General features: G+C 73.3%; 18 protein-coding genes and 1 tRNA gene. 11 read left to right on the plus strand and 8 right to left on the minus strand.

Annotated elements, in window-relative coordinates:
- The first annotated feature begins 66 nt into the window (after positions 1-66).
- Positions 67-1,545, plus strand: a complete 1,479-nt coding sequence (locus JOD49_RS15175) for an ATP-binding protein (RefSeq protein ID WP_239525230.1) — start codon at positions 67-69, stop codon at positions 1,543-1,545.
- Here JOD49_RS15175 and JOD49_RS15180 read toward each other — a convergent pair.
- Both JOD49_RS15180 and JOD49_RS15185 read right to left on the minus strand, forming a co-directional pair.
- The gene (locus JOD49_RS15180; RefSeq protein ID WP_205307904.1) at positions 1,478-2,848 is read right to left on the minus strand and encodes a HAMP domain-containing sensor histidine kinase; all 1,371 of its coding nucleotides are present in this window, start codon (positions 2,846-2,848) and stop codon (positions 1,478-1,480) included. The genes JOD49_RS15175 and JOD49_RS15180 overlap by 68 nt on opposite strands.
- Positions 2,845-3,501, minus strand: coding sequence for a response regulator transcription factor (locus tag JOD49_RS15185; protein WP_205307905.1), 657 nt, complete (start codon positions 3,499-3,501; stop codon positions 2,845-2,847). The genes JOD49_RS15180 and JOD49_RS15185 overlap by 4 nt, the downstream gene beginning before the upstream one ends.
- Positions 3,502-3,613: 112 nt before the next feature.
- Here JOD49_RS15185 and JOD49_RS15190 point away from each other — a divergent pair, with 112 nt between their 5' ends.
- The 7 genes from JOD49_RS15190 (at position 3,614) to JOD49_RS15220 (ending at position 9,520) form a co-directional block, all read left to right on the plus strand.
- Positions 3,614-4,228, plus strand: a complete 615-nt coding sequence (locus JOD49_RS15190) for a hypothetical protein (RefSeq protein ID WP_205307906.1) — start codon at positions 3,614-3,616, stop codon at positions 4,226-4,228.
- Positions 4,225-5,340: a peptidoglycan-binding protein gene (locus JOD49_RS20810; RefSeq protein ID WP_205307907.1), complete on the plus strand. Its 1,116-nt coding sequence runs from the start codon at positions 4,225-4,227 to the stop codon at positions 5,338-5,340. The genes JOD49_RS15190 and JOD49_RS20810 overlap by 4 nt, the downstream gene beginning before the upstream one ends.
- On the plus strand, positions 5,337-6,257 hold the full coding sequence (locus JOD49_RS15200; protein ID WP_307822575.1) for an ABC transporter ATP-binding protein: 921 nt from the start codon (positions 5,337-5,339) through the stop codon (positions 6,255-6,257). Before JOD49_RS20810 ends, JOD49_RS15200 begins: the two co-directional genes overlap by 4 nt.
- Positions 6,251-7,450 (plus strand): ABC transporter permease, encoded by a 1,200-nt coding sequence (locus JOD49_RS15205; RefSeq protein WP_307822576.1) that lies wholly within the window; start codon positions 6,251-6,253, stop codon positions 7,448-7,450. Before JOD49_RS15200 ends, JOD49_RS15205 begins: the two co-directional genes overlap by 7 nt.
- Positions 7,451-7,651: 201 nt before the next feature.
- Positions 7,652-8,698: a glycoside hydrolase family 6 protein gene (locus JOD49_RS15210; RefSeq protein WP_205307908.1), complete on the plus strand. Its 1,047-nt coding sequence runs from the start codon at positions 7,652-7,654 to the stop codon at positions 8,696-8,698.
- 209 nt (positions 8,699-8,907) lie between these two features.
- A tRNA-Arg gene (locus JOD49_RS15215) sits at positions 8,908-8,980 on the plus strand.
- A gap of 279 nt (positions 8,981-9,259) precedes the next feature.
- A complete protein-coding gene (locus JOD49_RS15220; RefSeq protein ID WP_205307909.1) occupies positions 9,260-9,520 on the plus strand; it encodes a hypothetical protein in 261 nt (86 codons plus the stop codon).
- Positions 9,521-9,546: 26 nt separating this feature from the next.
- On the opposite strand, the gene JOD49_RS15225 is transcribed toward JOD49_RS15220, so the two are convergent.
- The 3 genes from JOD49_RS15225 to JOD49_RS15235 form a co-directional block, all read right to left on the minus strand.
- Positions 9,547-10,305 carry a hypothetical protein gene (locus JOD49_RS15225; protein WP_205307910.1) on the minus strand — a complete coding sequence of 253 codons (759 nt, stop codon included), beginning with the start codon at positions 10,303-10,305 and terminating at the stop codon, positions 9,547-9,549.
- A gap of 62 nt (positions 10,306-10,367) precedes the next feature.
- Complete coding sequence (locus tag JOD49_RS15230; protein ID WP_205307911.1) at positions 10,368-11,348, minus strand: hypothetical protein; 981 nt, start codon at positions 11,346-11,348, stop codon at positions 10,368-10,370.
- A 306-nt stretch (positions 11,349-11,654) separates the two neighbouring features.
- Entirely contained in the window at positions 11,655-12,911 is a 1,257-nt protein-coding gene (locus JOD49_RS15235; RefSeq protein WP_205307912.1) for an alpha/beta hydrolase, read from the minus strand.
- Between the two features lie 788 nt (positions 12,912-13,699).
- On the opposite strand from JOD49_RS15235, the gene JOD49_RS15240 reads away from it, so the two are divergent.
- The 3 genes from JOD49_RS15240 (at position 13,700) to JOD49_RS15250 (ending at position 19,286) form a co-directional block, all read left to right on the plus strand.
- Positions 13,700-14,344 (plus strand): vitamin K epoxide reductase family protein, encoded by a 645-nt coding sequence (locus tag JOD49_RS15240; RefSeq protein ID WP_205307913.1) that lies wholly within the window; start codon positions 13,700-13,702, stop codon positions 14,342-14,344.
- A gap of 454 nt (positions 14,345-14,798) precedes the next feature.
- Positions 14,799-18,902, plus strand: a complete 4,104-nt coding sequence (locus JOD49_RS15245; RefSeq protein WP_307822577.1) for a PDDEXK-like endonuclease domain-containing protein — start codon at positions 14,799-14,801, stop codon at positions 18,900-18,902.
- A 99-nt stretch (positions 18,903-19,001) separates the two neighbouring features.
- Entirely contained in the window at positions 19,002-19,286 is a 285-nt protein-coding gene (locus JOD49_RS15250; RefSeq protein WP_205307914.1) for a hypothetical protein, read from the plus strand.
- A 303-nt stretch (positions 19,287-19,589) separates the two neighbouring features.
- Here JOD49_RS15250 and mscL read toward each other — a convergent pair whose 3' ends face one another.
- From mscL to JOD49_RS15265, 3 genes are all read right to left on the minus strand, one after another.
- A complete protein-coding gene (gene mscL / locus JOD49_RS15255; protein WP_205307915.1) occupies positions 19,590-20,084 on the minus strand; it encodes a large conductance mechanosensitive channel protein MscL in 495 nt (164 codons plus the stop codon).
- Positions 20,085-20,220: 136 nt separating this feature from the next.
- Complete coding sequence (gene cpaB / locus JOD49_RS15260) at positions 20,221-20,925, minus strand: Flp pilus assembly protein CpaB (RefSeq protein ID WP_205307916.1); 705 nt, start codon at positions 20,923-20,925, stop codon at positions 20,221-20,223.
- A gap of 100 nt (positions 20,926-21,025) precedes the next feature.
- Positions 21,026-21,361, minus strand: coding sequence for an FmdB family zinc ribbon protein (locus tag JOD49_RS15265; protein ID WP_205307917.1), 336 nt, complete (start codon positions 21,359-21,361; stop codon positions 21,026-21,028).
- Positions 21,362-21,490 lie beyond the last annotated feature (129 nt).

Here is a 21,490-nt window from a genome sequence, read left to right on the forward strand (position 1 = left end):
GTGCGCTTCCGGGCGTGCGGGTCGATCCTTGTCGTGCACCGCGACCTGCGACCCCGGAGGCCCCGCATGACGACCGAGACCACGCTCGCCGAGTCCTTCGACGGACGCCGGTTCACGTACCGCCTGCCGAGGGAGTCGAGCATCGGGCCGGGGGACTTCGTGACGATCGGCGTCGTGTTCCCCGAGACGGCCGAGCATCCCGGCGACGCCCTGGTGATGGGGCAGGTCCTGACGCGCGCGACCAAGGCGGGTGACGCCGTCGGGCACGGGCGGGTCCTCGGGGAGCTGCGCCCGGACGGCACGGTGGCCGGGTCCGGGGGCGACCCGTTCACGTCGCACGACCTCACGCCCGCCGGGGCCGGCGTGCTCGAGGCGCTCCAGGCGCGCGAGCGCGCGACCCTGCGCATCGGCGAGCTGCACCACAGCCGCGGGAACGTCGCCGCCCTGCTCCAGCCGCACCGCTTCAACCGGCACACGTTCCTGTGCGGGCAGTCGGGGTCGGGCAAGACGTACGCGCTCGGGGTGCTCCTCGAACAGCTCCTCATCGACACCGACCTGCCCATGGTCCTCCTCGACCCGAACTCCGACTTCGTGCGGATCGGCGAGCTGCTCGAGACCGCGTCGCCCGACGACGCCGCGCGCCTGCGCGAGCTCGACGTGCGTGTCCTGCGCAACGACGGCGACCACCACCCCGTGACCGCCCGGCTGACCGCCATGGAGGCCGCGAGCCAGGCCGCCGTCCTGCAGCTCGACCCGCTGACCGACCGCGGCGAGTACAACACGTTCCTGCGGATGCTCGAGGACGCCCAGGGGCCGGGGGACCTCGCGGGCGCGGTCGGCGCGGCCGCAGCAGGTCACCGGAGCATCGCGGCCGAGGGCATGCTCAACCCGCACTCGATCCCCTCGGCCCTGCGCGCGACGGGTGAGCCCGACGCGCTGCGCCTCGCCCAGCGCGTCGAGAACCTGGGGATCCTGGACTGGGACGTGTGGGCGGGCGTCGGGCAGTCGGTCAGCGAGGTGCTCGACGAGGGGCCGCGCGCGGTCGTGGTCGACCTCGGCAGCCTGCACACGCACGAGGAACAGCTCGCGGTCTCGCTCGCGCTGCTCGACGACCTCTGGGCGGCCCGGGCCGAGCGCAGGCCGCGCCTCGTCGTGATCGACGAGGCGCACAACATCGTCTCGGCCGAGCCCGCGACCCAGCTCCAGCGCCTCACGACCGAGCGCGTCGTCCAGATCGCCGCCGAGGGGCGCAAGTTCGGGCTGTGGCTCCTGCTCTCGACGCAGCGGCCCTCCAAGATCCACCCCAACGTGCTCTCGCAGTGCGACAACGTGATCGTCATGCGCATGAGCTCGCCCGCCGACCTGGCCGAGCTCGAGTCCGTCTTCGGCTTCGCGCCGCCCGAGCTCCTCGCTGCCACGCCCTTCTTCCGGCAGGGGGAGGCGCTCGTCGCGGGAGGGTTCGTGCCGGCGCCGGCGATCATCCAGATGGGAGCGCGGCGAACGGTCGAGGGCGGCTCGGACGTGCCGGTGCCGATGCCGGGCTGACGGGTCCGCGCGCGCCCGGCAGGCGTGCGACGACCGTGAGGCCGCCGCCCTCGCGCGGCTCGGCCGTGACCTGGCCGCCGTGCGCGGCCGCGACCGAGCGGACGATCGACAGCCCCAGCCCGACACCGCCGCGCACGTAGCCCCCGCGACGGTCGGCGACGGCGCCGTCGCGTCCGAGGCGTCTGAAGGGCTCGAACAGCGCCTCGAGCTCGTAGGACGGCACGACGGGTCCGGTGTTGGAGACCGCGACCTCGACCGAGCCGTCCGGTCCGGGGCGCGTCGCGACGGCCACGCGGCCGCCCGGCTCGTTGTAGCGCACGGCGTTGTCGACGAGATTCTGGACGAGCCGTTCGAGCAGGACCGCGTCGCCCTGCGTCGAGGTCGGATCGGCGTCGAGGTGCAGGTCGACGTCGGCGTCGCGGGCTGCGGCCCCGGCGGTCGCGAGGGCCTGTGCGGCGACCTCGGCGAGGTCGACGGGCTCGCGGACCAGCGGCGCCTGGTCCACGGCGGCGAGCGTCAGGAGCCCCTCGATGAGTCGCTCCTGGCGTGCGTTCACGGCGAGCAGCGTCGTCCCCAGGTGGCGCGCGTCGTCGTGCGTGCCGGGGTCGTCGAGCGCGACCTCGAGGACGGTGCGGGTGATCGTCAGCGGGGTGCGCAGCTCGTGCGACGCGTTCGAGACGAACCGTCGCTGCCCGTCGAACGCCCGGTCGAGACGTTCGAGCATCTGGTCGAACGTGTCCGCCAGGTCCTTGAGCTCGTCGTCGGGGCCGGTGTGCGCGATGCGCTCGTGCAGGTTGTCGTCCGCGACACGGCGGGCGGTGGCCGTGATCCGGTGCAGCGGGGCGAGGACGCGCGACGACATGACCCACCCGAAGCCGACCGCGAGGACCCCGATCCCGAGCAGCGCGAGGATCGACCACGTGAGCACGTTGCGCAGCGTCGCGTCGCGGGCCTCCTGGTTGTTGATCTCGACGACCTTGCGCAGGTCCGCGAACGGGTCGGACCCGGGCGGGAGGGGCATCGCGGGGTCGACCGTCTCCGCGGCGTGCAGCGGGAAGGTCTGCCCCGCGACGAGCTCGGCCGTCAGCGACGGGTCGAGGGTCGAGTACGTCTCGAGGTCGGACGCCTCGACCGCGCCCACCGCGAGGCCCACCGAGTCGATCGGCTGCCGGTCGATCGCCGCCGCGAGCAGCACGTACAGGACGGCGATGAGCACGGCTCCCGCGACGACGAACGCCGCGGCGTAGACGGCCGTGAGGCGGGCCCGCAGGGTCGGGCGGAGCGCGGGCCGGGGCAGCCTCACGGGACCCGGTACCCGACGCCCGTGACCGTCTCGACGAGCGTCGCGTCCTCGAGCTTGCGGCGGAGCTGCTTGATGGTGAAGCGCACGACGCCCGTGAACGGGTCGATGTTCTCGTCCCACACCTTCTCGAGCAGGTGCTCGGCCGAGACGGGCCGCCCGTCGGCGCGCAGCAGCTCCTCCAGGACGCCGAACTCCTTGCGCGACAGGTGCACGAAGCGTCCGCCCCGGTAGACCTCGTGCCGGCTCGTGTCGAGGCGCAGGCCCGAGCGTTCGAGCACGGGCGGTGCAGCGGGGCGCGCCCGGCGTCCCAGGGCTCGGACCCGGGCGCTCAGCTCGGCGAACGCGAACGGCTTGACGAGGTAGTCGTCGGCGCCGAGGTCGAGCCCGGTCACCCGGTCCAGCACGCCGCCCGACGCCGTGAGCATGAGGACGCGCGAGTCCCCGTCCGAGGCGACGATCGCCCGGCACACGTCGTCGCCGTGGACGCCGGGCAGATCCCGGTCGAGCACGACGACGTCGTACGCGTTCACGTCGATCCGCGCCAACGCCTCGTGCCCGTCGAGCGCGACGTCGACCGCCATCGCGAGGCGCCGCAGGCCCGTCGCGACGGCCTGCGCGATGAGCTCCTCGTCCTCCACCACCAGTACTCGCACACCAGGAGCATGCAGGTGGGCACTGTGAGATCTCTGTGAGGTCGCGGCTCACGGGGGTCTCACAGGGGGTCGGGTGGACTGCTCCTGACCCGTTCCCGACGTGAGGATCATCATGACCATCTCCGACACCCGCCCTGGTGGGGCGGCCCCCCTCGTGACGCGCCGCCGGTCGGCCGCCGCGGCTTTCGTCGTCGCGCTGCTCACGGTCACGCTCTCGGCCTGCGCGCCCGACGACGCCCCGGACGTCGCGAGCGCCGGCGACGGGAAGGGGAAGACCAGCCAGGCGGAGGACAAGAAGTCGTACGAGGACATGACCGACGCCGAGCGCGACGACATGGCGCGACAGTTCGCGAGCTGCATGCGCGACAACGGCGTCGACATGCCCGACCCGGGCACCGACGGAGGGCTGGCGGTCACGTCGGGCACCGTCGAGGCGGGCAGCACGGACGAGATGGACGCGGCCTTCGACGCCTGCAGGGAGTTCATGCCGAACGGCGGCGAGCCCCTGAAGATGACCCCCGAGGACCTCGAGGCCCAGCGTGAGTTCGCCAAGTGCATGCGCGAGCACGGCATGGACATGCCCGACCCGGACCCGAACGGCGGGATGACCGCGGCCGGTGAGGTGGGTGACGACATCGAGGCCTTCGAGGCCGCGCTCGAAGCGTGCAACGAGCCCGGGTCCGCCGGGCTCGGTATCTTCGAGAGCGTGCCCGGAGGTGGCGAGTGAGCCGCCGGAGCGCGGTGCCCGGGGCGCCCGGTCCGAAGCGCCGTCGCCGGGGGCTCGTGGTCGGTGGGGTCGTGGGCACCGTGGTGATCGGCGCGGGCGTCGTGCTGGCCCTGACGGGGTTCGGCCGCGGGGACGACCCGGCACCCGCCGCGACCGGTCCCGAGGAGACCGCGACCGTGACCCGCCAGACCCTCGTGCAGCGCTCGACCGTCAAGGGCACGCTCGGCCACGGCGAGGCCGTCGCGCGCGGGCACCAGGGGACCGGCGGAGCCGAGGGCGGGGGCGGCGGGACGGTGACGTGGCTGCCGGGCGTGGGTGACGTCGTCGACCGTGGGGGAGTGCTCTTCAAGGTCGACGAACGCCCGACCGTGCTCCTGCTCGGCACGCTGCCCGTGTACCGCGAGCTGGGCACGGGGGCCGAGGGCGAGGACGTGCGCCAGCTCGAGGAGAACCTCGTGGCCCTGGGGTACACGGGCTTCACCGTGGACACGAAGTTCACGGACTCGACCGCCCAGGCCGTCACGAAGTGGCAGAAGGACCGCGGCGTCGAGAAGACGGGAACGGTCGGCCCGTCCGACGTCCTCGTGGCCTCCGGGCCGGTGCGGGTCGACGCCCTCGAGGTGCGCGTCGGCGACGCCGCTGCCGCGGAGATCCTCACGACGACGGGCGTCGACCGGGCGATCTCGGTCGACCTCGACGTCGCCGACCGCGACCGGGCCGTGAAGGGCGGCACCGTGACGGTCGAGCTGCCGGGAGGCGCCACGACGGAAGCGGTGATCTCCGCCGTCGGGAGCCCCGAGGTCGTCGAGGACGAGAGCGGCATGCCCGGCGCCTCCGACAAGACCACGATCCCCGTGACCGTGACGCTCCCCGACGGGACCGACGCCGACTCCGGCTCGGTCAAGGTCACGTTCGTCGCGGCCGAGCGCCCCGACGTCCTGACCGTGCCCGTCGCGGCGCTCCTCGCGCTCGCCGAGGGCGGGTACGGGGTCGAGGTCGTCGGGGACGGTGCGACCCGGATCGTGGCCGTGGACACCGGGATGTTCGCCGACGGGAGCGTCGAGATCACGGGCGACGTGGCCGAGGGCGACGTCGTCGGGATGCCGTCGTGAGCGCGCTCGCCGTCGCGCGCGACGCCGTGGCCCACCCGCAGACCTGGGGCACCGCCACGGGCGCGGGCTCGCCGGGCACCGACCCCGACGCGGGCGGCGGCCCCGTCGTGACCCTGCACGAGGTCTCCCGGGTCTTCCCGGGCGGGGTCGCCGCGCTGCGCGACGTCCACCTGGACGTCCACCGCGGCGAGCTGCTCGCGATCGTCGGGCCGTCCGGCTCGGGGAAGTCGACCATGCTCAACGTCATCGGGACGCTCGACCGGCCCACGTCCGGCCGGGTCCTGATCGACGACTTCCTCGTCGAGGACCTCGACGACCGCGAGGTGTCCGCGCTGCGCGCGAGCCGCATCGGGTTCGTCTTCCAGCAGTTCCACCTCGCCGTCGGCGTCTGCGCCCTCGACAACGTCGCCGACGGGCTGCTGTACCGGGGGGTCGGACGGCGCGAGCGACGCCGTCGGGCCGCCGAGGCCCTCGAGCGCGTGGGCCTGGGGCACCGGCTCACGCACCGCCCGCACGAGCTGTCGGGCGGCGAGAAGCAGCGTGTCGCGATCGCGCGCGCCGTCGTCGGGGACCCGCCTCTGCTGCTCGCCGACGAACCCACGGGCGCGCTCGACACCGCCGCCGGGGCCGGCGTCATGGACGTGCTGCGGGGGCTCAACGCGGTCGGGACGACGGTCGTCATCATCACGCACGACCGTGAGCTCGCGGCCTCGCTGCCCCGACAGGTCGCGATGCGCGACGGCGAGATCGTCGCGGACGGGACCCTGGCCCCGAGCGGGGCGGGGACGGTCCTCGGTGGCGCTGGTGGCGCTGGTGGCGCTGGTGGCGCTGGTGGCGCTGGTGGCACTGGTGGCGCTGCGGGCGCTGCCGACCCGTACTCCCCGGCGACCGCGGCCGACGAGGAGGCACCGTGCTGACCACGCTGCGCCCCGCGCGCCTCGGTCCGCCAGACGTCCTGCGCGTCGGCGCGACCGGGCTGCGCACCCGACCGCTGCGGGCCGTGCTCTCGGCCCTGGGGATCGCGATCGGCATCGCGGCGATGGTCGCGGTCGTCGGGATCTCGAGCTCGTCACGAGCCGAGCTCGACCGGACGCTCACGGCCCTCGGGACGAACCTGCTGCGTGTCGCGCCCGGGACCGACCTGTTCGGTGAGGCCGCGACCCTGCCGCCCGAGTCGGTCGACATGGTGCGGCGGATCGCCCCGGTCGAGAACGCGACCTCGGTCGCGCAGCTCGACGCCAAGGCGTACCGCTCGGACCTGGTCCCGACGGGGGAGTCGGGCGGGATCGGCGTGTACGCGGCGGACCTCGACCTGCTGGAGTCCATCGGGGGCACGGTCGCGGACGGCGCCTGGCTCTCGGAGGCGACGGCGCGGTACCCGGCCGTCGTGCTGGGGCACACGACCGCGAAGCGCCTGGGGATCACGACGCCGGATCCGGCCGTCAAGGTGTGGATCGGCGGTGAGTGGTTCACGGTCGTGGGCATCCTCGACCCCGTGCCGCTCGCCCCGGAGATGGACCTCGGGGCGCTCGTGGGTCGCGAGGCAGCGGTGACGTACCTCGACTGGGACGAGCTGCCGACCATGATCTACACGCGCACCCGCGAGGACGCCGTCGAGCAGGTCCGCGGCGTCCTCGGCGCCACGGCCAACCCGCAGGCACCCAACGAGGTCGACGTCTCGCGCCCCTCCGACGCGCTCGCGGCCCAGCAGGCCACCGACGAGGCGTTCACGGGGCTGCTCGTCGGTCTCGGGGCGGTCGCGCTGCTCGTGGGCGGGATCGGGGTCGCGAACACCATGGTCATCTCGGTCCTCGAACGACGCGCCGAGATCGGTCTGCGCCGGTCGCTCGGCGCGACCCGTGGCCAGATCCGCGGGCAGTTCCTCGTCGAGTCGCTCGTGCTCTCGCTCATGGGCGGGGCCGCGGGGGTCCTGATCGGCGTCGGCATCACGGCCGGTTACGCCACGTCCCAGGAGTGGCCGGTCTCCGTCCCGCCCGTGGTCGTGGTGGGCGGTCTCGTCGCGACGCTCGGGATCGGCGCGGTCGCGGGCCTCTACCCCGCGGTCAGGGCAGCACGGATGTCCCCGACGGAGGCGCTCACGGCGGTCTGACCCGCCCGGTTGTCAGAACGAGCGTGAACCAGAGCTCACGCTCGTTCTGACAACCCGGGCGTCCTCCACCGTGGGACGACGGCGCGGCGTCACCCCCGACGGCGTAGCGTGCGAGCCGCCGACGCCGCGCCACCGGGCGCCGTCGGCACGAGGCGGCCCGCCCCCACCCGGCCCGGCCGCCCGCACCACGACAGGGGAGACATGCGCGCGCGAGCCGACCGATACCTGACCGCGACCACGCTGGGGGCGGCGATCCTCGCCGTCGGGCTGGGGGCGTGCTCTCCCGGGGAGCCCGGGGCCGCCGAGCCACCGCGCGACACCACCACGGCCGAGGCGCCCCCGGCCCCCGCACAGCCCGTGGGCGCCGACGCGAACCCCTTCCTCGAGGGCGCGCCCTACGCCCACCCGGACATGCAGTCCGTGCACGCCGCCGCAGCGCTCCGGACGAGCGACCCCGACGCTGCCGCGGCGCTCGACGTCATCAGCGAGGCGGGCGCGTCCCTGTGGATCGGCGACTGGTTCGCACCGGCGGAGGCCGAGGCGCTCGTGCGCGACTACGCGAACGCCGCCAACGAGGCCGGACGCACCGGCATCGTCACGCTCTACGCGATCCCCGCCCGCGACTGCGGGTCCTTCTCCGCGGGCGGCCTGACCCCCGAGGAGTACCCGGCCTTCGTCCAGGCCGTCGCCGACGGGCTGCGCGGCACCCGCACCGCCGTCGTGCTCGAACCCGACGCCCTGCCCGACCTCGGCGCGTGCCCCGAGCAGGGCGACCGCGCCGGGCTCCTGCGGCAGGCCACCGCAGCGCTCGCGGACGCGGGCGCGAGCGTCTACCTCGACGCCGGGAACTCGGCGTGGGTCGACGCCCCGACCATGGCCGACCGGCTGACGCAGGCCGGGATCGGCGACGCGCGCGGCTTCGCGACCAACGTGTCCAACGTCCGCACCACGGCCGACGAGCGCGCGTACGCCGACCGGCTCGCCGCGCTCCTCAGCACGCACTACGTCATCGACACGTCGCGCAACGGGCTCGGGCCCCTCGGCGACGGCCCGCTCGACTGGTGCAACCCCGCCGGGCGCGCGATCGGAGAGAAGCCCGGCGCGGTCGACGACGGCAGCGCCCTCGACGCGTACCTCTGGGTCAAGGTCCCCGGGGAGTCCGACGGCGAGTGCGACCGCGGCGACCCGGCCGCCGGCCAGTTCTGGCCCGAGTACGCGATCGGGCTCGTGGAGCGCGCGGGCGGGTAGGGCGGCCGGCCCGCGTCCCGGCGCGGGGCGGGACCTGGGCCGTCGGATGATCGGGCCGCCGGACGACCGGGCCGTCGGACGACCGGGCCGCCGGACGACCGGGCCGCCGGACGGGCGCGCCGCGGGCGTGGGCGCGGTTGGGACACTGCGGGGGCGGGACGCTAGGCTGTCGGGCGTCCCACCGGGCCCGACAACGTGTTCGCGCCCACGCGCCTGTAGCTCAGGGGATAGAGCACCGCTCTCCTAAAGCGGGTGTCGCCAGTTCGAATCTGGCCAGGCGCACCGAGTACAACCGTAGGTCACAGGCGCAGATTCTTGAGGCTTCTCCTCTTCGGTGCCTCACAACACGCGGACGACCACCGGCAGGTCGCCGGACGGGTGCACGGGTGCACTCTCCGGCGCAAGAGCTCAGTTCCGCAGCTCGAACGTGCGCTCGTCAGCATGTATCCCCAGTTGGCCTCCAACGAATCTGGACCCACGTCATGGGTACTGACTTGTTGGACAGAAACCGGCCGGGCTGGGCGGTGCCGGTGAGCTCTTCGGCCCTCTATCCTCGTGAGCATGAGACGTGTGGCTGTGTACGCGGTCCTGCTGTCCGGGGTGTTCTTGACGGTTGCCTGCTCGGGCGAAAGCGACCCGGAAGCCCACGACAGGGTCGTCTCCTATGCGACGTTCACTGCGGCTCTCCAGGAGGGGGCCGACTGTCCTGCGCTCTTCGAGATCCGCAACCGCATGGAACCCGAGGACCCTGCGATCGACGACGCCAACGAGGACCTGCGCTCGGTCGAGTGTTACTCCGCCACATCGTCCCGCAAGGGCTGAGACCCGCTCCTGTCCGTGGCCGGTGGCTACACGCCGGCGATGTGGCGGTTGATGAGTGCTGCCATGCGAAGCCGGTCGATCCCCTCGGGCAGGGTGCTGGGCCCTCGCCCGCTCGGCCGGGACAAGTTGTTGGTGCGCAGCGTGTGCAGGATCCGGGCGGCTTCGCGTCGTGTCGCCTTGAGGGGTGCGGTGCTCAGTCGCCACGGCAGGTGGGGGTGAGCCTCGCGGATCTCCAGCAGCGAGTTCAGGTCCACCAGATCCCTGGAGGCCAGGCGGTTCTTCCAGGCGTGCGCCTTCAAGACCGTGGCGGACTCCAGGCCGGGGATGCGCGTGGTGTACTCGATGACGTCGGTGGTGGTCAGTGTGACCGTCATGGCGAGCTTGAGTGCTGGCTGGGCCAACGCGAAGACGAGCTCGGGAAGAGTGTCCACCTGCCCCACACCGGGAACCTCTTGCTGCCGCATGCCGGGGGTTGTGCCGCGGCGGGAGAGCAGCAGGTTCACCTCGATCCGTCGCTCTGGTTCGAGTGGTTTGACGAAGAGGTTGCCGCCCTCTTGGGTGAAGTCGTCGGCCTTGAGGCGCTCAGCCAGCGTCCAGACGATCTTGATGTCGTCGACGGCCGTGTCGGCGTCGACGGTCGCTCGCGCCCGTGCCTGAGGAGTGGGGTACGCGAGGCCAAGGAGGCGGACCATCGTGCCCCCGACGATGCGGTAGTCGCCGTCATCGGGCAACGCGTCGGCGACGGCCTTCTGGCCGAGGAAGCTCAGGTCGTCAGCCTTGCTCATGGAGTGGACCTGGATGGGCAGCGAGGCTTCGCTCACAGTGGTCGGGTTCGTTCCAGGGGTGCTCACAGCGGCCTCTTCAGTATCAGGGAGGCCAGGTGCTCGGCCGCTTCGTCGCTGTCGAGCTCGCCGCTTCTCTTGAGGTCCCAGTACACGATCGCGGGGTCGGCCAGCGGCATCGACGGTGGTTCCGGGGCGGTCGTGCACAGGTGTGTGAGCCGCCACAGGCTCGGGTCTGCCGGGACGCACGTCACGAGCGTCGCCTCCTGGAGCGGTGCAGGCACGAAGCCGTCGTTCTCAAGGTCGACAGGGCCAGCGAGGTACATCCGGCCACGTGCCGGGAGCTTCCAGGGAGCCATCAGGTCGGCGGCGACGTCACCGCTGACCAGGGCCGGCACCTGCAGCAGGTCCGCAGCCTCACGGGCGGTCGTGACCTGGCGTACGACGGGGTCAAGGCTGTACCAGCCCAGCTCGACCCCACCGGGACCGGCGTAGTCCCTGTACCAGTGCTGCAGGAGCTCTGCCCGGTTCGTCGCCGCGAATCCCTCTCGAGTCTCGTTGACGAACCCGGCCAGGTGCCGCACCGCATTGGAGACGGACTGCTGGGTGGTCCCGACAGTGTGCGCGATGAGCTGCTGACGGGAGGGCTCGGTCGCCAGCAAGAGGTAGCGCTCGATCGTCCACCGTGTCCAGGCGGTGCGGGCAGGGCGAGGACGGGCCGGTGGCGTCGGGGCTGGGTCGCTGGTGAGCGCAAAGTCGTGCCCGGAGTGGATCAGTCGGGGCGGGTGAGCGATGAGGATGTCCAGCCGGCCTGCCAAGGCCTCATGGACGACACTGTCGGTCGCTGTCTCTGCGACCAGCAGGCGGGACCTGTCCTCGTCTGGGAGCTTGCGCACCACGTGCGCGTTGAGGTGGGTCATCGGCGGTGTCGGTTCGACGACGAGCTTGTGCCCGCCCGGTCCGCGCAGGAACCACCTGGCCCCGCGCCCTCCCTCGTCGATGCGGAGACCGAACTCGCGAAGGAGCTCGCCTACATCGATACCCACCGGGCCTCCAACAAATCTCGACCCATCTCATGGGTACTGACTTGTTGGACAGACTACGGCTAACCTGGTAATAGCGCTAGCTTGCTCGCGCGAGCGCAGCTGCCCATGAACAGGGCCACCCTGCCATCCCGTCACGGCAACGGCCGAGCGACGGTCCCCACGGTCCGCGGCCGGCTGATCGGATCGGATGAAGCCCGCTGGACCAGGAGCGCGCCTGGAGCATACTGCCGATGAGACCCATGCGACTGGCCACATCTGGCCGGGCGCGCCACCATGCCCCACGCCATCCGATCGGGATCGCCCGCGTCAACTCTCCTCGCGCCGCTCGACAGACGCCTCCGGCGCCCGGTCCCGCGTCGCCACCACACGCCCCGCGAACTCCTCGACCGCCGTGACGACCGCGTCGAACCGCACCGAGTGGAACAGGTCGAACCCGTGCTGCGCGCCGGGGAGCTCGGCGTACACGACCGGGCCGGCCGAGACCTCGCGAAGGTCCGCGACGAACCGCCGTGCACCTTCGACGGCGACCAGGGTGTCCTGGTCGCCGTGCACGACGAGGAACGGCGGAGCGTCGGAGCGCAGGTAGTCCCCGGGCGCCGACTCGACGCCCCGGTCGCGGCCGCTCCCGTAGTACTCGCCGAAGTAGCCGTAGAGGCACACCACCCCGGCGACGGACGTGTCGGAGTCCTCGAAGCCGGGCTGGAACCGCGGGTCGCCGGGCGTCAGGGCCGCGAGCGACGCGAGGTGCGCGCCCGCCGAGCTGCCCGCGACGAGGACGCGGTGCGGGTCGGCCCCGTACGCAGCACCGCGGGCCTGGACCCAGGCCAGCACCCTCTTGGCGTCGACCAGGTGGCCGGGGAAGTTCGTCGTCGGGCGCAGGCCGTAGTTCGCGCTCACGCACACCCACCCCTGGCTCGCGAGGTGCGAGAGCATCGCGCGGGCCTCGAGCTCCTTGCGCCCGCTCACGTACCCGCCGCCGTGGAAGTAGACGAGCGTGGGGCCGTCGGCCGGGCGGGACCGGGGGCGGTAGACGTCGAGCCGGTGCTCGCGGCCGCGTGAGTCACGGTTGCCCACTTCCTCGCTACCGCCCCCGCCGACCTCGCCGCCCCCGCCGCCCCCGCCGTGCTCGTCCGCGCCGTACAGCAGGTCGGCCAGGCGTTCGACGTCGCGTCGTCGCACCGCGAACGGGGCCAGGAGGATCCGCGTCCAGGGCAGTCCGCGGGTGGTGACGCGCCCTGGCCGTGTGCGGAGACCGTCGACCAGGGCGCGGTCGAGCGCGGGCACCGCCAGCAGGCCGCGCCGGGCGACGACGAGCAGGCCGAACGCCGTCAGGACGGCCAGGGCGAGCCCGACGCGTCCACCCGTCGACCCCAGGTCTCCTTCGGCGAGCGCCCAGGCGGTCACGGCCCCCAGGACGAGCAGCAGGGCGAACGGTTGCTCGTTGACGAGGACGCTCATCCGGAAGCTGAGCCGTCCCAGGCGCGGAGGCCGCCGGGCCGGGCTCAGCGAAGCGGTCGTGCAGCACGCGACGAGCAGGACGGGGACCAGATACCCGATCGGCATGGTGGCTCCTTCGCTGCCGGTGGGCGCGACGCCCCCTGGTCCCGGTCTACACCGGTGCGCGCGGTGGTGCGCGCCGGGCCGGTCGGTCCTGGCGCGGGGTGCAGTGGTTTCCGCACGACGGTCGAAAGGCGCGCGAGGCAGGGGTGAAAGGCCCGTCGCGGGCTTGGGCAAGGCCCGAGAATGCCGACTCCACGACGAGCGCCGCACCCGGCGCATAAGTAGTTGAAAACCGTACTGAATTCTCGGAGGTCTGGCCCTGTGCTCGGGCGGTCGACGGGGGATCGGCCCCGGGTGATGTTTCGTCGACCAGACCTTTGTCCGCGATTCCCTGAGCGCCCTCTGCCTGGGGTGCGGACGCTGGTCGCCGCGCCCCCGGCGCCCCGAGCGGGTGGTGAGAGACCTGGCGAGGCGACCGGCGCCTCGCGGGGCGGACCTGCACGGCACGAGAAGGGGGGGCGGGTGAGGCGGCATCGGAATACCCGCGACGTCTGTGCGGAATTGCTCCCGGGGTGCGGGCGACGCGACCCCGTGAACGACCGGGCTGAATTTCCCGAGAAGACGCACGGCGCATTTCGCGCACGTCACGACGAGGTCTTTTCCGTGTCCCGTAGCAATGCCCCGAGCGCACGCACCACCCGTCCCCTCCCGGCATTCGACAACCCCTCGTCCATCTGCTGATCGCGACCCGTCCGCGAGACGCCCCACCGGCGGGTCCAGCCTCATGGCCCCCTCTAGGCTGAAGGGGCTTCCGGGGATGGCCGGGGGCCATCGCCGGAAGGGCACCACGCATGAGCGACGTTCCGCACGACGACCAGATCTTCGAGCCGTCGAGCATCAAGGGGTTCCGGCACAGCAGGCAGTGGGTGTTCGGCACCATGCTGGTCTCGGCGCTGATCAGCCTGACGGCCTCGTTCGTCCTGTCCTACGACGCGGTCCTGCTCGCGGCGAACCCCGCTGCGGAGCTCTCGTGCAACGTCAACGAGGTCCTGTCCTGCGGGGCCGTCGGCGTCGCGTGGCAGTCGTCGTTGTTCGGCTTCCCCAACGCGTTCCTGGGGCTGATCGCCGAACCCGTGGTCATCACGATCGCGGTCGCGAGCCTTGGTGGGGTGCGGTTCCCGCGCTGGTTCATGTTCTCGGCGCAGGTCGTGTACGCCCTGGGGCTGATCTTCGCCTACTGGCTCTTCTACCAGTCGATGTTCGTGATCGGTGCGCTGTGCCCGTGGTGCCTGCTGGTCACGCTCTCGACGACGCTCGTCTTCATGACGCTGCTGCACTGGAACATCATCGAGGGCAACCTGTACCTGCCGGCGAAGGCGCAGGAGCGTGCGCTGGCGTTCGTCCGGGCGGACGCGGACGTGTTCCTGACCGCGACGTGGGTCGTCCTGATGATCGCGGGCGTCCTGCTCAAGCACGGGTCCAAGATCTTCGGCTGAGCGTCCGCGCCCGGTGGGCAGGGGGGATCTTCCCTGCCCGACGGCGCCGCTCACCTCGCGGCCACGCCTCGTCCGGGGCGTGGCCGTGCTGCGTCCGGGGTGCCGTGCGGGAGGACGGGGGTGACGTGCCGACCGGTCGTCCACGAACAATCGACCACATCGAACTGGACGCTTGTCCACGTCGGTGGGGCCGAACTCGCGGCCACATTTGACGAATGCGCGCAGACCTTGCAGAATCATCTCTGACGGTGCGTATCGCCTGCCCCCTGCGCGGTGCGCACCGTCCTCAAACTCTCGGCCCTCCCCACGGCGCAACGGTGCGCGTGAGGCTGCAGGAGCCGGACCCCCTCGAAAGCCCCCCGCACCCTGGTCGTCGTCCCCGTGATCGACCAGAAGTCGCCGCTCACGGCGTGCCGGTCCCCGATCCGACCGACCCGGCGGTTAGCGTGCGAGAGTGAATGCTGCCGCCCGCCACCCATCTGCCCGCGAGACCGTGGCCGATCCCGCCCGGCTGCTCACCGACCAGGAGACGCACGAGCGTGCCGTCCGAGGTGCCGCTCCGGCCTCCGAGGACTCGGCGTCGCTCGGCAGGCCCACCCTCGTCGAGGCGCCGACCACGGCCGAGCTCGTCGAGGACGCCGTCAGTTCGTGGCGTGCCTCGCTCGTCGAGCTCGCAGGCGGGTCGTCGCTCGCCGACATCGGTCTGCTCGGCGACGCGGTCGTCGACCTCACCGCGGCCCACCCCTCGGGGGTGGCGCAGCTCTTCGCCGGGCGCCCGACACGACTGTCCAACCTCTTCCGCGAGGGCGCGTCGCTCCCTGCCGCACGACGCCGCGCACGCGCGGTCGTCGTCCGCTCGCAGGAGCACGCCCAGCGGTACGGCGTCGCACCGACCTATCTCGCGATCGGCGTCACGACCTGGACCGAGGGCGAACCCTCCCGTCTCCCGACCGACGACGTGGCCGCCCTCGCGCACGTCGCGGGAACCACGTACAGCAGGACCATCGACGGCGCCACGGGCCTGCCCGCGGGCCCCACGGACCCGACCGACCCGACGCAGACCGGGACCGCCACCTCCCCGGCGGGCGGCGCCGTCGGGCAGGGGGAAGGGCCCGCGCGTGACGGCGCCGAGGGCACCGACGGCGAGCCGGTGCTCCCGCGCACCGTGCGCGCCCCCGTCCTGCTGCGCCCCCTGACGCTCACCCCGCGCGGCGACAGCGAGACCGACTACGACCTCACGCTCGAGCCGACCGTCGAGATCAACCCCGTCCTGGCCCGCACGCTGCGCGCCCACGGCGGGCTGATCGACCCCGTGACGCTCGCGCGCAGCGCGTTCACCCCGGCGGGCTTCGACCCCTCGGACGCCCTGGCCCGCATCACGGCCGTGGGCAAGGCCGTCCTGGGCGACTTCGAGCTCGCGCAGCGGGTCCTCGTCGGGACGTTCGTCCACCCGGGCCAGGTCCTCGTCGACGACCTCGACGAGCTCGCGGCGGGCCTCGAACGGCACGAGGTCGTCGCGGCCCTCGCCGGGTCCGAGGAGGCCGCTGCCGCGCTCGCGCGCGATCTCCCCGCCCCGCGAGCAGGCGATGCCGACCCCACCCAGGAGCGGGGCGTGGGAGACCTCGATCCCGCGCAGCGCCACGTCATCGACGCCCTCGCCACCGGCAGCCACCTGTTCGTCGACGCACCCCCCGGGGCCGACACCGCAGGCACCATCGCCGCCGTCGTCGCCGAGGCCGCGGCGAGCGGCCGGAGCATCCTCTACGTCCCCGGTCACCGCCGCTCCGCGGAGACGCTCGCGAACCGCCTGACCGCGCTGGGTCTCGACGGGCTGCTGCTCGACATCGCCCCCGAACCCACGTGGCGGACCACGGCCTCCCACCGTCTGCTGGGGGCCATGGCCGCCGAGGCGGAGACGGTGGACAGCGACGCCGTCGCGCGGGTCCGTGACGGGCTCCTCGGCGCGCGCGCCCAGCTCTCGGGCTACATCGAGTCCTTGCACCTCGTGCGCGAACCCTGGGGCGTGTCCGCCTACGCCGCGCTCCAGGCCCTCGCCCGGCTCACCGCGCAGCGCCCGGCGCCCGGCACGACCGTCCGCCTGGGACCCGAGGTCACGATCCGCATCGGCGCCGAGCGCAGGGTCGAGCTCTCGACCCGCCTGGTGCGCGCGGCCGAGGTCGGGGCCTTCACGCTCCGCTCGACGTCGACGCCCTGGTTCGGTGCCGACATCACGAGCGCCGAGAACGCGCAGGACGCCCTGCTCCGCGTCGAGCGGTTGTCGGGGCAGACCCTGCCGCAGCTCCGTGAGCAGGTGGCGTCGGTCGCGACGACGACGGGGCTCACGCCCGCCACGACCGTCCGCCAGTGGGGCGACCAGCTCCGCATGCTCGGCGGGATGCGGGGCACGCTCGACGCGTTCCAGCCCATGATCTTCGAGCGCACCGCGACCGATCTCGTCGAGGCGACCGGCACGCGCGAGTGGCGCGCCGAGAACGGCATCGACATGGGCTGGGCCCTCCGTCGGCGCCTGCGCCGGCAGGCCAAGGACATGCTCCGCCCCGGTGTCCGGGTCCCCGACCTGCACGCCGCGCTCATCCAGGTCCAGGCGCAGCGCGCCGTCTGGCAGGCGCAGTGCCCGCGCGGCGGGTGGCCGACCCTCCCCGAGGGGCTCGCCGCGATCGAGGACACCTACGAGGCCGTCCGGATCGACCTCGAGTACCTCGACCCCGTGCTCGCCACGACCCCTGTCGGGTCCGACCTGCTCGACCTGCCCATCGCGGAGCTGGCCGCCCGGCTCGCGAGCCTCGGCGAGGACCAGGAGGCCCTCGAGAACCTGCCCGCGCGCACGTCGGCGCTGCGAACCCTGCGTGACGAGGGCCTCGGCGACCTGCTCGACGACCTCTCGGCGCGCCGCGTCGAGCCCGAGCTGGTGGGAGCCGAGCTCGACCTCGCCTGGTGGAGCTCGGTCTTCGAGCAGATCCTCGCGCAGGACCCGGCGCTCGCCGGCCAGGACGGCGCGGGTCTCGAAGCCCTGGCCCGCCGGTTCCGCGACCTCGACCGCACGCACGTCGCGGCACTCTCGGCCCCCGTCCGGCTCGCGGTGCGTGAGCACCTCGGGGCCGCGATGCGTGACCACCGCACCGAGGCCGAGGCGCTGTTCACCGAGCTCCTCGAGGGACGGATGACGAGCCTGCGCGACGCCCACGAGCGCTACCCCGAGGTGCTGCGGCGCCTGCGGCCGTGCGTCGTCGCGTCCCCGACCCTGGTGCCGCACCTGTTCACCCCCACGCGCACCGTCGACCTCGTGATCCTCGACGCGGCCCAGCACATCCCGGTCGAGCTGGTCCTGTCGTCGCTGGCTCGAGGGCGTCAGGTCGTCGTGTTCGGAGACCCGCGGGCGGCCTCGGGCTCGACCGTGGGCGAGCTCGCGGCGATCCTGCCGACCGTCGCCCTGTCCGCGGGCGGCACGCGGCGCGACCCCTACCTCACGGCCTTCCTCGCCGCGCACGGCTACGAGGGCGTGCTGCGCCCCAGCCCGCTGCCCCGCGCGGAGCCGCTCGTCCACCTCGACCTGGTCGACGGCGCAGGCATGCCCGACCCCGCCTCCGGTGCCGTCGAGAGCACGCAGGCCGAGGTCGACCGCGTCGTGGAGATCGCGATCGAGCACGCCATGACACGACCCGAGGAATCGCTCGCGATCGTCACCGTGAGCTCGGTGCATGCCGACCGCATCCGCGACGCGCTGCTGGGCGAGGTCCGCCAGAACCCGGCCCTGGCCGTGTTCTTCTCGGGCGCTCGCGCCGAACCCGTCGTGGTCGCCGAGGTCTCGGGAGTCGCCGGGCTCAGCCGGGACGCGATCGTCCTGTCGATCGGCTACGGCCGGACCCCGCACGGTCGCGTGCTGCACCGCTTCGGTGTCCTGAACGCCCCGGGTGGCGACGCGATGCTCCTCGACACCCTGGGCTCGACGCGCCGACGCCTGCACGTCGTCACGTGCTTCACCGCGTCCGACCTCGACCCCGAGCGCCTGCGCGGGCACGGAGCCAAGCTCCTCGCGGAGGTCCTCGACCTCGCCGAGCAGCGCAGCGGCCGTGCCGACCAGGTCACGCTCGGCAACGGCGTGGACGTGGGCGGCAACCCCGACCGGCTCGTGATCGACCTCGCCGAGCGCCTGTGGCGCGCGGGGCTCGTGGTCGAGACCGACTACGGCGTCGCAGGTGGCGACCGGATCCCCCTGGTCGTCGGTCACCCCGACATCCCGGGCGAGCTCCTCGTCGCGGTCCTGACCGACGACGACGCCTACGTCTCCGAGCGCAGCGTGCGCGTGCGCGACCGTCAGCTCGCCGAGCGCCTCGAGCGCACCGGCTGGGTCGTCGCGCAGGTGTGGTCCGCTGCGGCCTTCCTCGACCCCGCGAAGGAGGCCGAGCGCATCCGCCGCGTCGTCCAGGCGGTCCGCGACGCACGGCTGCCCGAGCTCGGTGGGATCGCGCAGACGGGTGGTCGCGACCGCATCGTCGTCGTGCCGACGGTCGCGGACGACGAGTTCGGGACGGACTGACGGGCGAAGCCCTTGCCCGAGACGGGGTGGGGGCCCGCTCGCCGCGTCCGCGGCAGAGAGCCGGCCGGGGCGCCGGGAGAGCGCTGAGAGAATGGGGACGTGACCCCCGCCGACCCGGCCCCCCGCTCCGACGACTCCGCGCCCGTGGACCCGATCCGGGCGGAGCGGACCACGCCCGCCCCGCCCGCCGCGCCGGCGGCCGGCGAGCCCACCGCCCCCAGGCGTCGTTCGCGTCGTGTCGTGCGCCCGGGGACCGAGCAGGCGGGCGTCGCGGGCCTGGGGTCCGACGACGACGCGGCGGTCTGGGGAGACGTCCGTCCGGGGGCGTCGACCGACAGCCACGACGCCGAGCTCCTGCGCGACGTCCCGCCGCACTGGTCCTGAGCAACAAGGGGACTGGCGGGCCTCCTCGCCGCGGGCCACTGACAGCCTGAGGTGAGAGGCCCGTCCCCGGTCTGCCACGCTCGACTCCCGTTCCGCAGGGCCCCCGGAAGCCTCGCGACGCCATCTGGCTCGCGGGTCCCGGTGCGATCGGCCGCCGTCGCGCTCGTGCATCGTGCCGGCGTTGCTCGTGCGTTGCTCCGGCGCGGGGATGGACCCCTTGCTGCGGCTCGCGGTGTACGGCACTGCGAATGACGAACGCCCCGCCGGAGGAGGCGGGGCGTTCGTCGGAAGGCGAGTGAGAGGTCAGCGGCCGCTGAGACCGTCGGTGGGGCCTCCGAACGGGCCGGTGCCTGTCGCAGGGCCCGCGGGACCGGCACCGGGCGCGCTCTGCGCCGCGAGCAGGTCGCGGATCTCCTGGAGGACCAGGACGTCCTCGGCCGGGGCCGCGGGGGCGGCCTCCTCACCCTTCTTGCGGCGGGCCGCCAGGTGGTTCATGGGCAGCACGATGACGAAGTAGAGGGCTGCGGCGACGATCAGGAACTGCAGCAGAGCATTGAGGATGCCCCCCACGGAGAGGACCGAGGCGGGGACGCCGTCGTGGGCGCCCCGGAGGGTGATGTCCCAGAGGCTGGAGATGTCGGGCTTGCCGAAGATCGCCCCGATGAGCGGGTTGATGAGGAAGTCGACGATCGCCGTGACGAGCTGGGAGAACGCAGCACCGATCACGACACCGACCGCGAGGTCGATCGCGTTGCCGCGGAGCACGAAGTCCTTGAAGCCGTTGATGACGTTCTTCATCCGGGGGAGTCCTTTCAGCGGGGGAGGACCGGTCCGCCGAGGTCTCGGCGGTGCCGGGTTCAGCACCGGTCCGGGGCGATCCTTCCATGTGCGCGGGCGCCCACCCACGCGTGCACCCGCCACGCGTGCCCGAGCGTCACGGCACCAGGACCACGGACAGCCCTCCCCACTCCCCGACCCCGGCGAGCGCCGCAGCCTCCTCGGGCAGCACGGCGACGAGCGTGACGCCACCTTCCGGTCCCGTACCGCCGAGCAGTCCACCTTCCGAGGGCGAGGGCGGGGCGCCGGCCAGCACGAGGGCGCGCCGCGCGAGATGAGCCCCGGCCCCGTTCGCCGGGTCGCCCGTGCTCCCGGTGCTCCCCGTGCTGGCGAGCAGGTCCACCCGGTCGCCGGGGTGCAGCAGCGCGGCCACGTCGGGGTCGGACAGTCGCACGGGTGCCACGACGGTCCCGGCAGGGGCGGTGGCCGCGAGGTCGCCCGCGGCCACGAGCGAGGGGGTGAGCGCCTGGCCGGGCGGCAGCGCGACGGAGGTGGTCCGCCCGACGGCGTCGCTCACCCGGGTCAGCGCGGTGTCCGGGGCGAGGGGGGCGGCGACGTGGACGACCCTGACGTCCTTCTCGTCGAGCACCGTGCCCGCGTCGACGTCGCGTGCCGACACGACCACGGGGCGGGTGTCCGGCGGGGGCGGGCTCAGCCGCTCGACCACGACGGCGGCGACCAGCCCGCAGCCCAGGGCGAGGGCTACGAGGCGCGAGCGCCAGACGAGGGCGCGCAGCCGCCGTCGGGCCGTGGACGCACGGCGACCCGGCACGTGCGGGGCGGTCGATGCAGGAGGAGCCATGCGCCGACGCTAGGCGCCCCGACCGGGCGACCGGGGACGCAGCGCGGCGACCTGTGGACAGGCGGTGCCGCCCACTACCTGTGCACGGCTCGGAGGGAGGTCAGCTCGCGGACGGCGTCGAGGAGGATGAGGTCCCCGTGGAGGACGAACCGCCGCTCGACGACGAGCCGGCCGAGGATCCGCTCGACGAGCCGCTCGACGAGTCGGACGACTTGGCGGGCGTCGCGGGCGTGGTCGAGCCCGTGCTCGACGACTTCGAGGAACGCGAGTCCGTGCGGTAGAAGCCCGAGCCCTTGAAGGTCACGCCGACCGACGAGAAGACCTTGCGCAGGCGGCCGCCGCACTCGGGGCACACCGTGAGAGCGTCGTCGGTGAACGCCTGGTGGATGTCGAAGGCGTGGCCGCAGGCAGTGCACGTGTACGCGTAGGTGGGCACGGTCTCTCCTCAAGAGGTCGCGGGGGAGTGTGGTGGTCACGGTCCGGGCGCGAGCCCGGTCCGTGGCGTCCGGCACGCGCGTCGGGTCGACGGCAGGACACGGCCGGACTGGCACTCGGAGCTTCTGAG

This window comes from Oerskovia jenensis (genome assembly GCF_016907235.1).
Taxonomy (GTDB): Bacteria; Actinomycetota; Actinomycetes; order Actinomycetales; family Cellulomonadaceae; genus Oerskovia; species Oerskovia jenensis.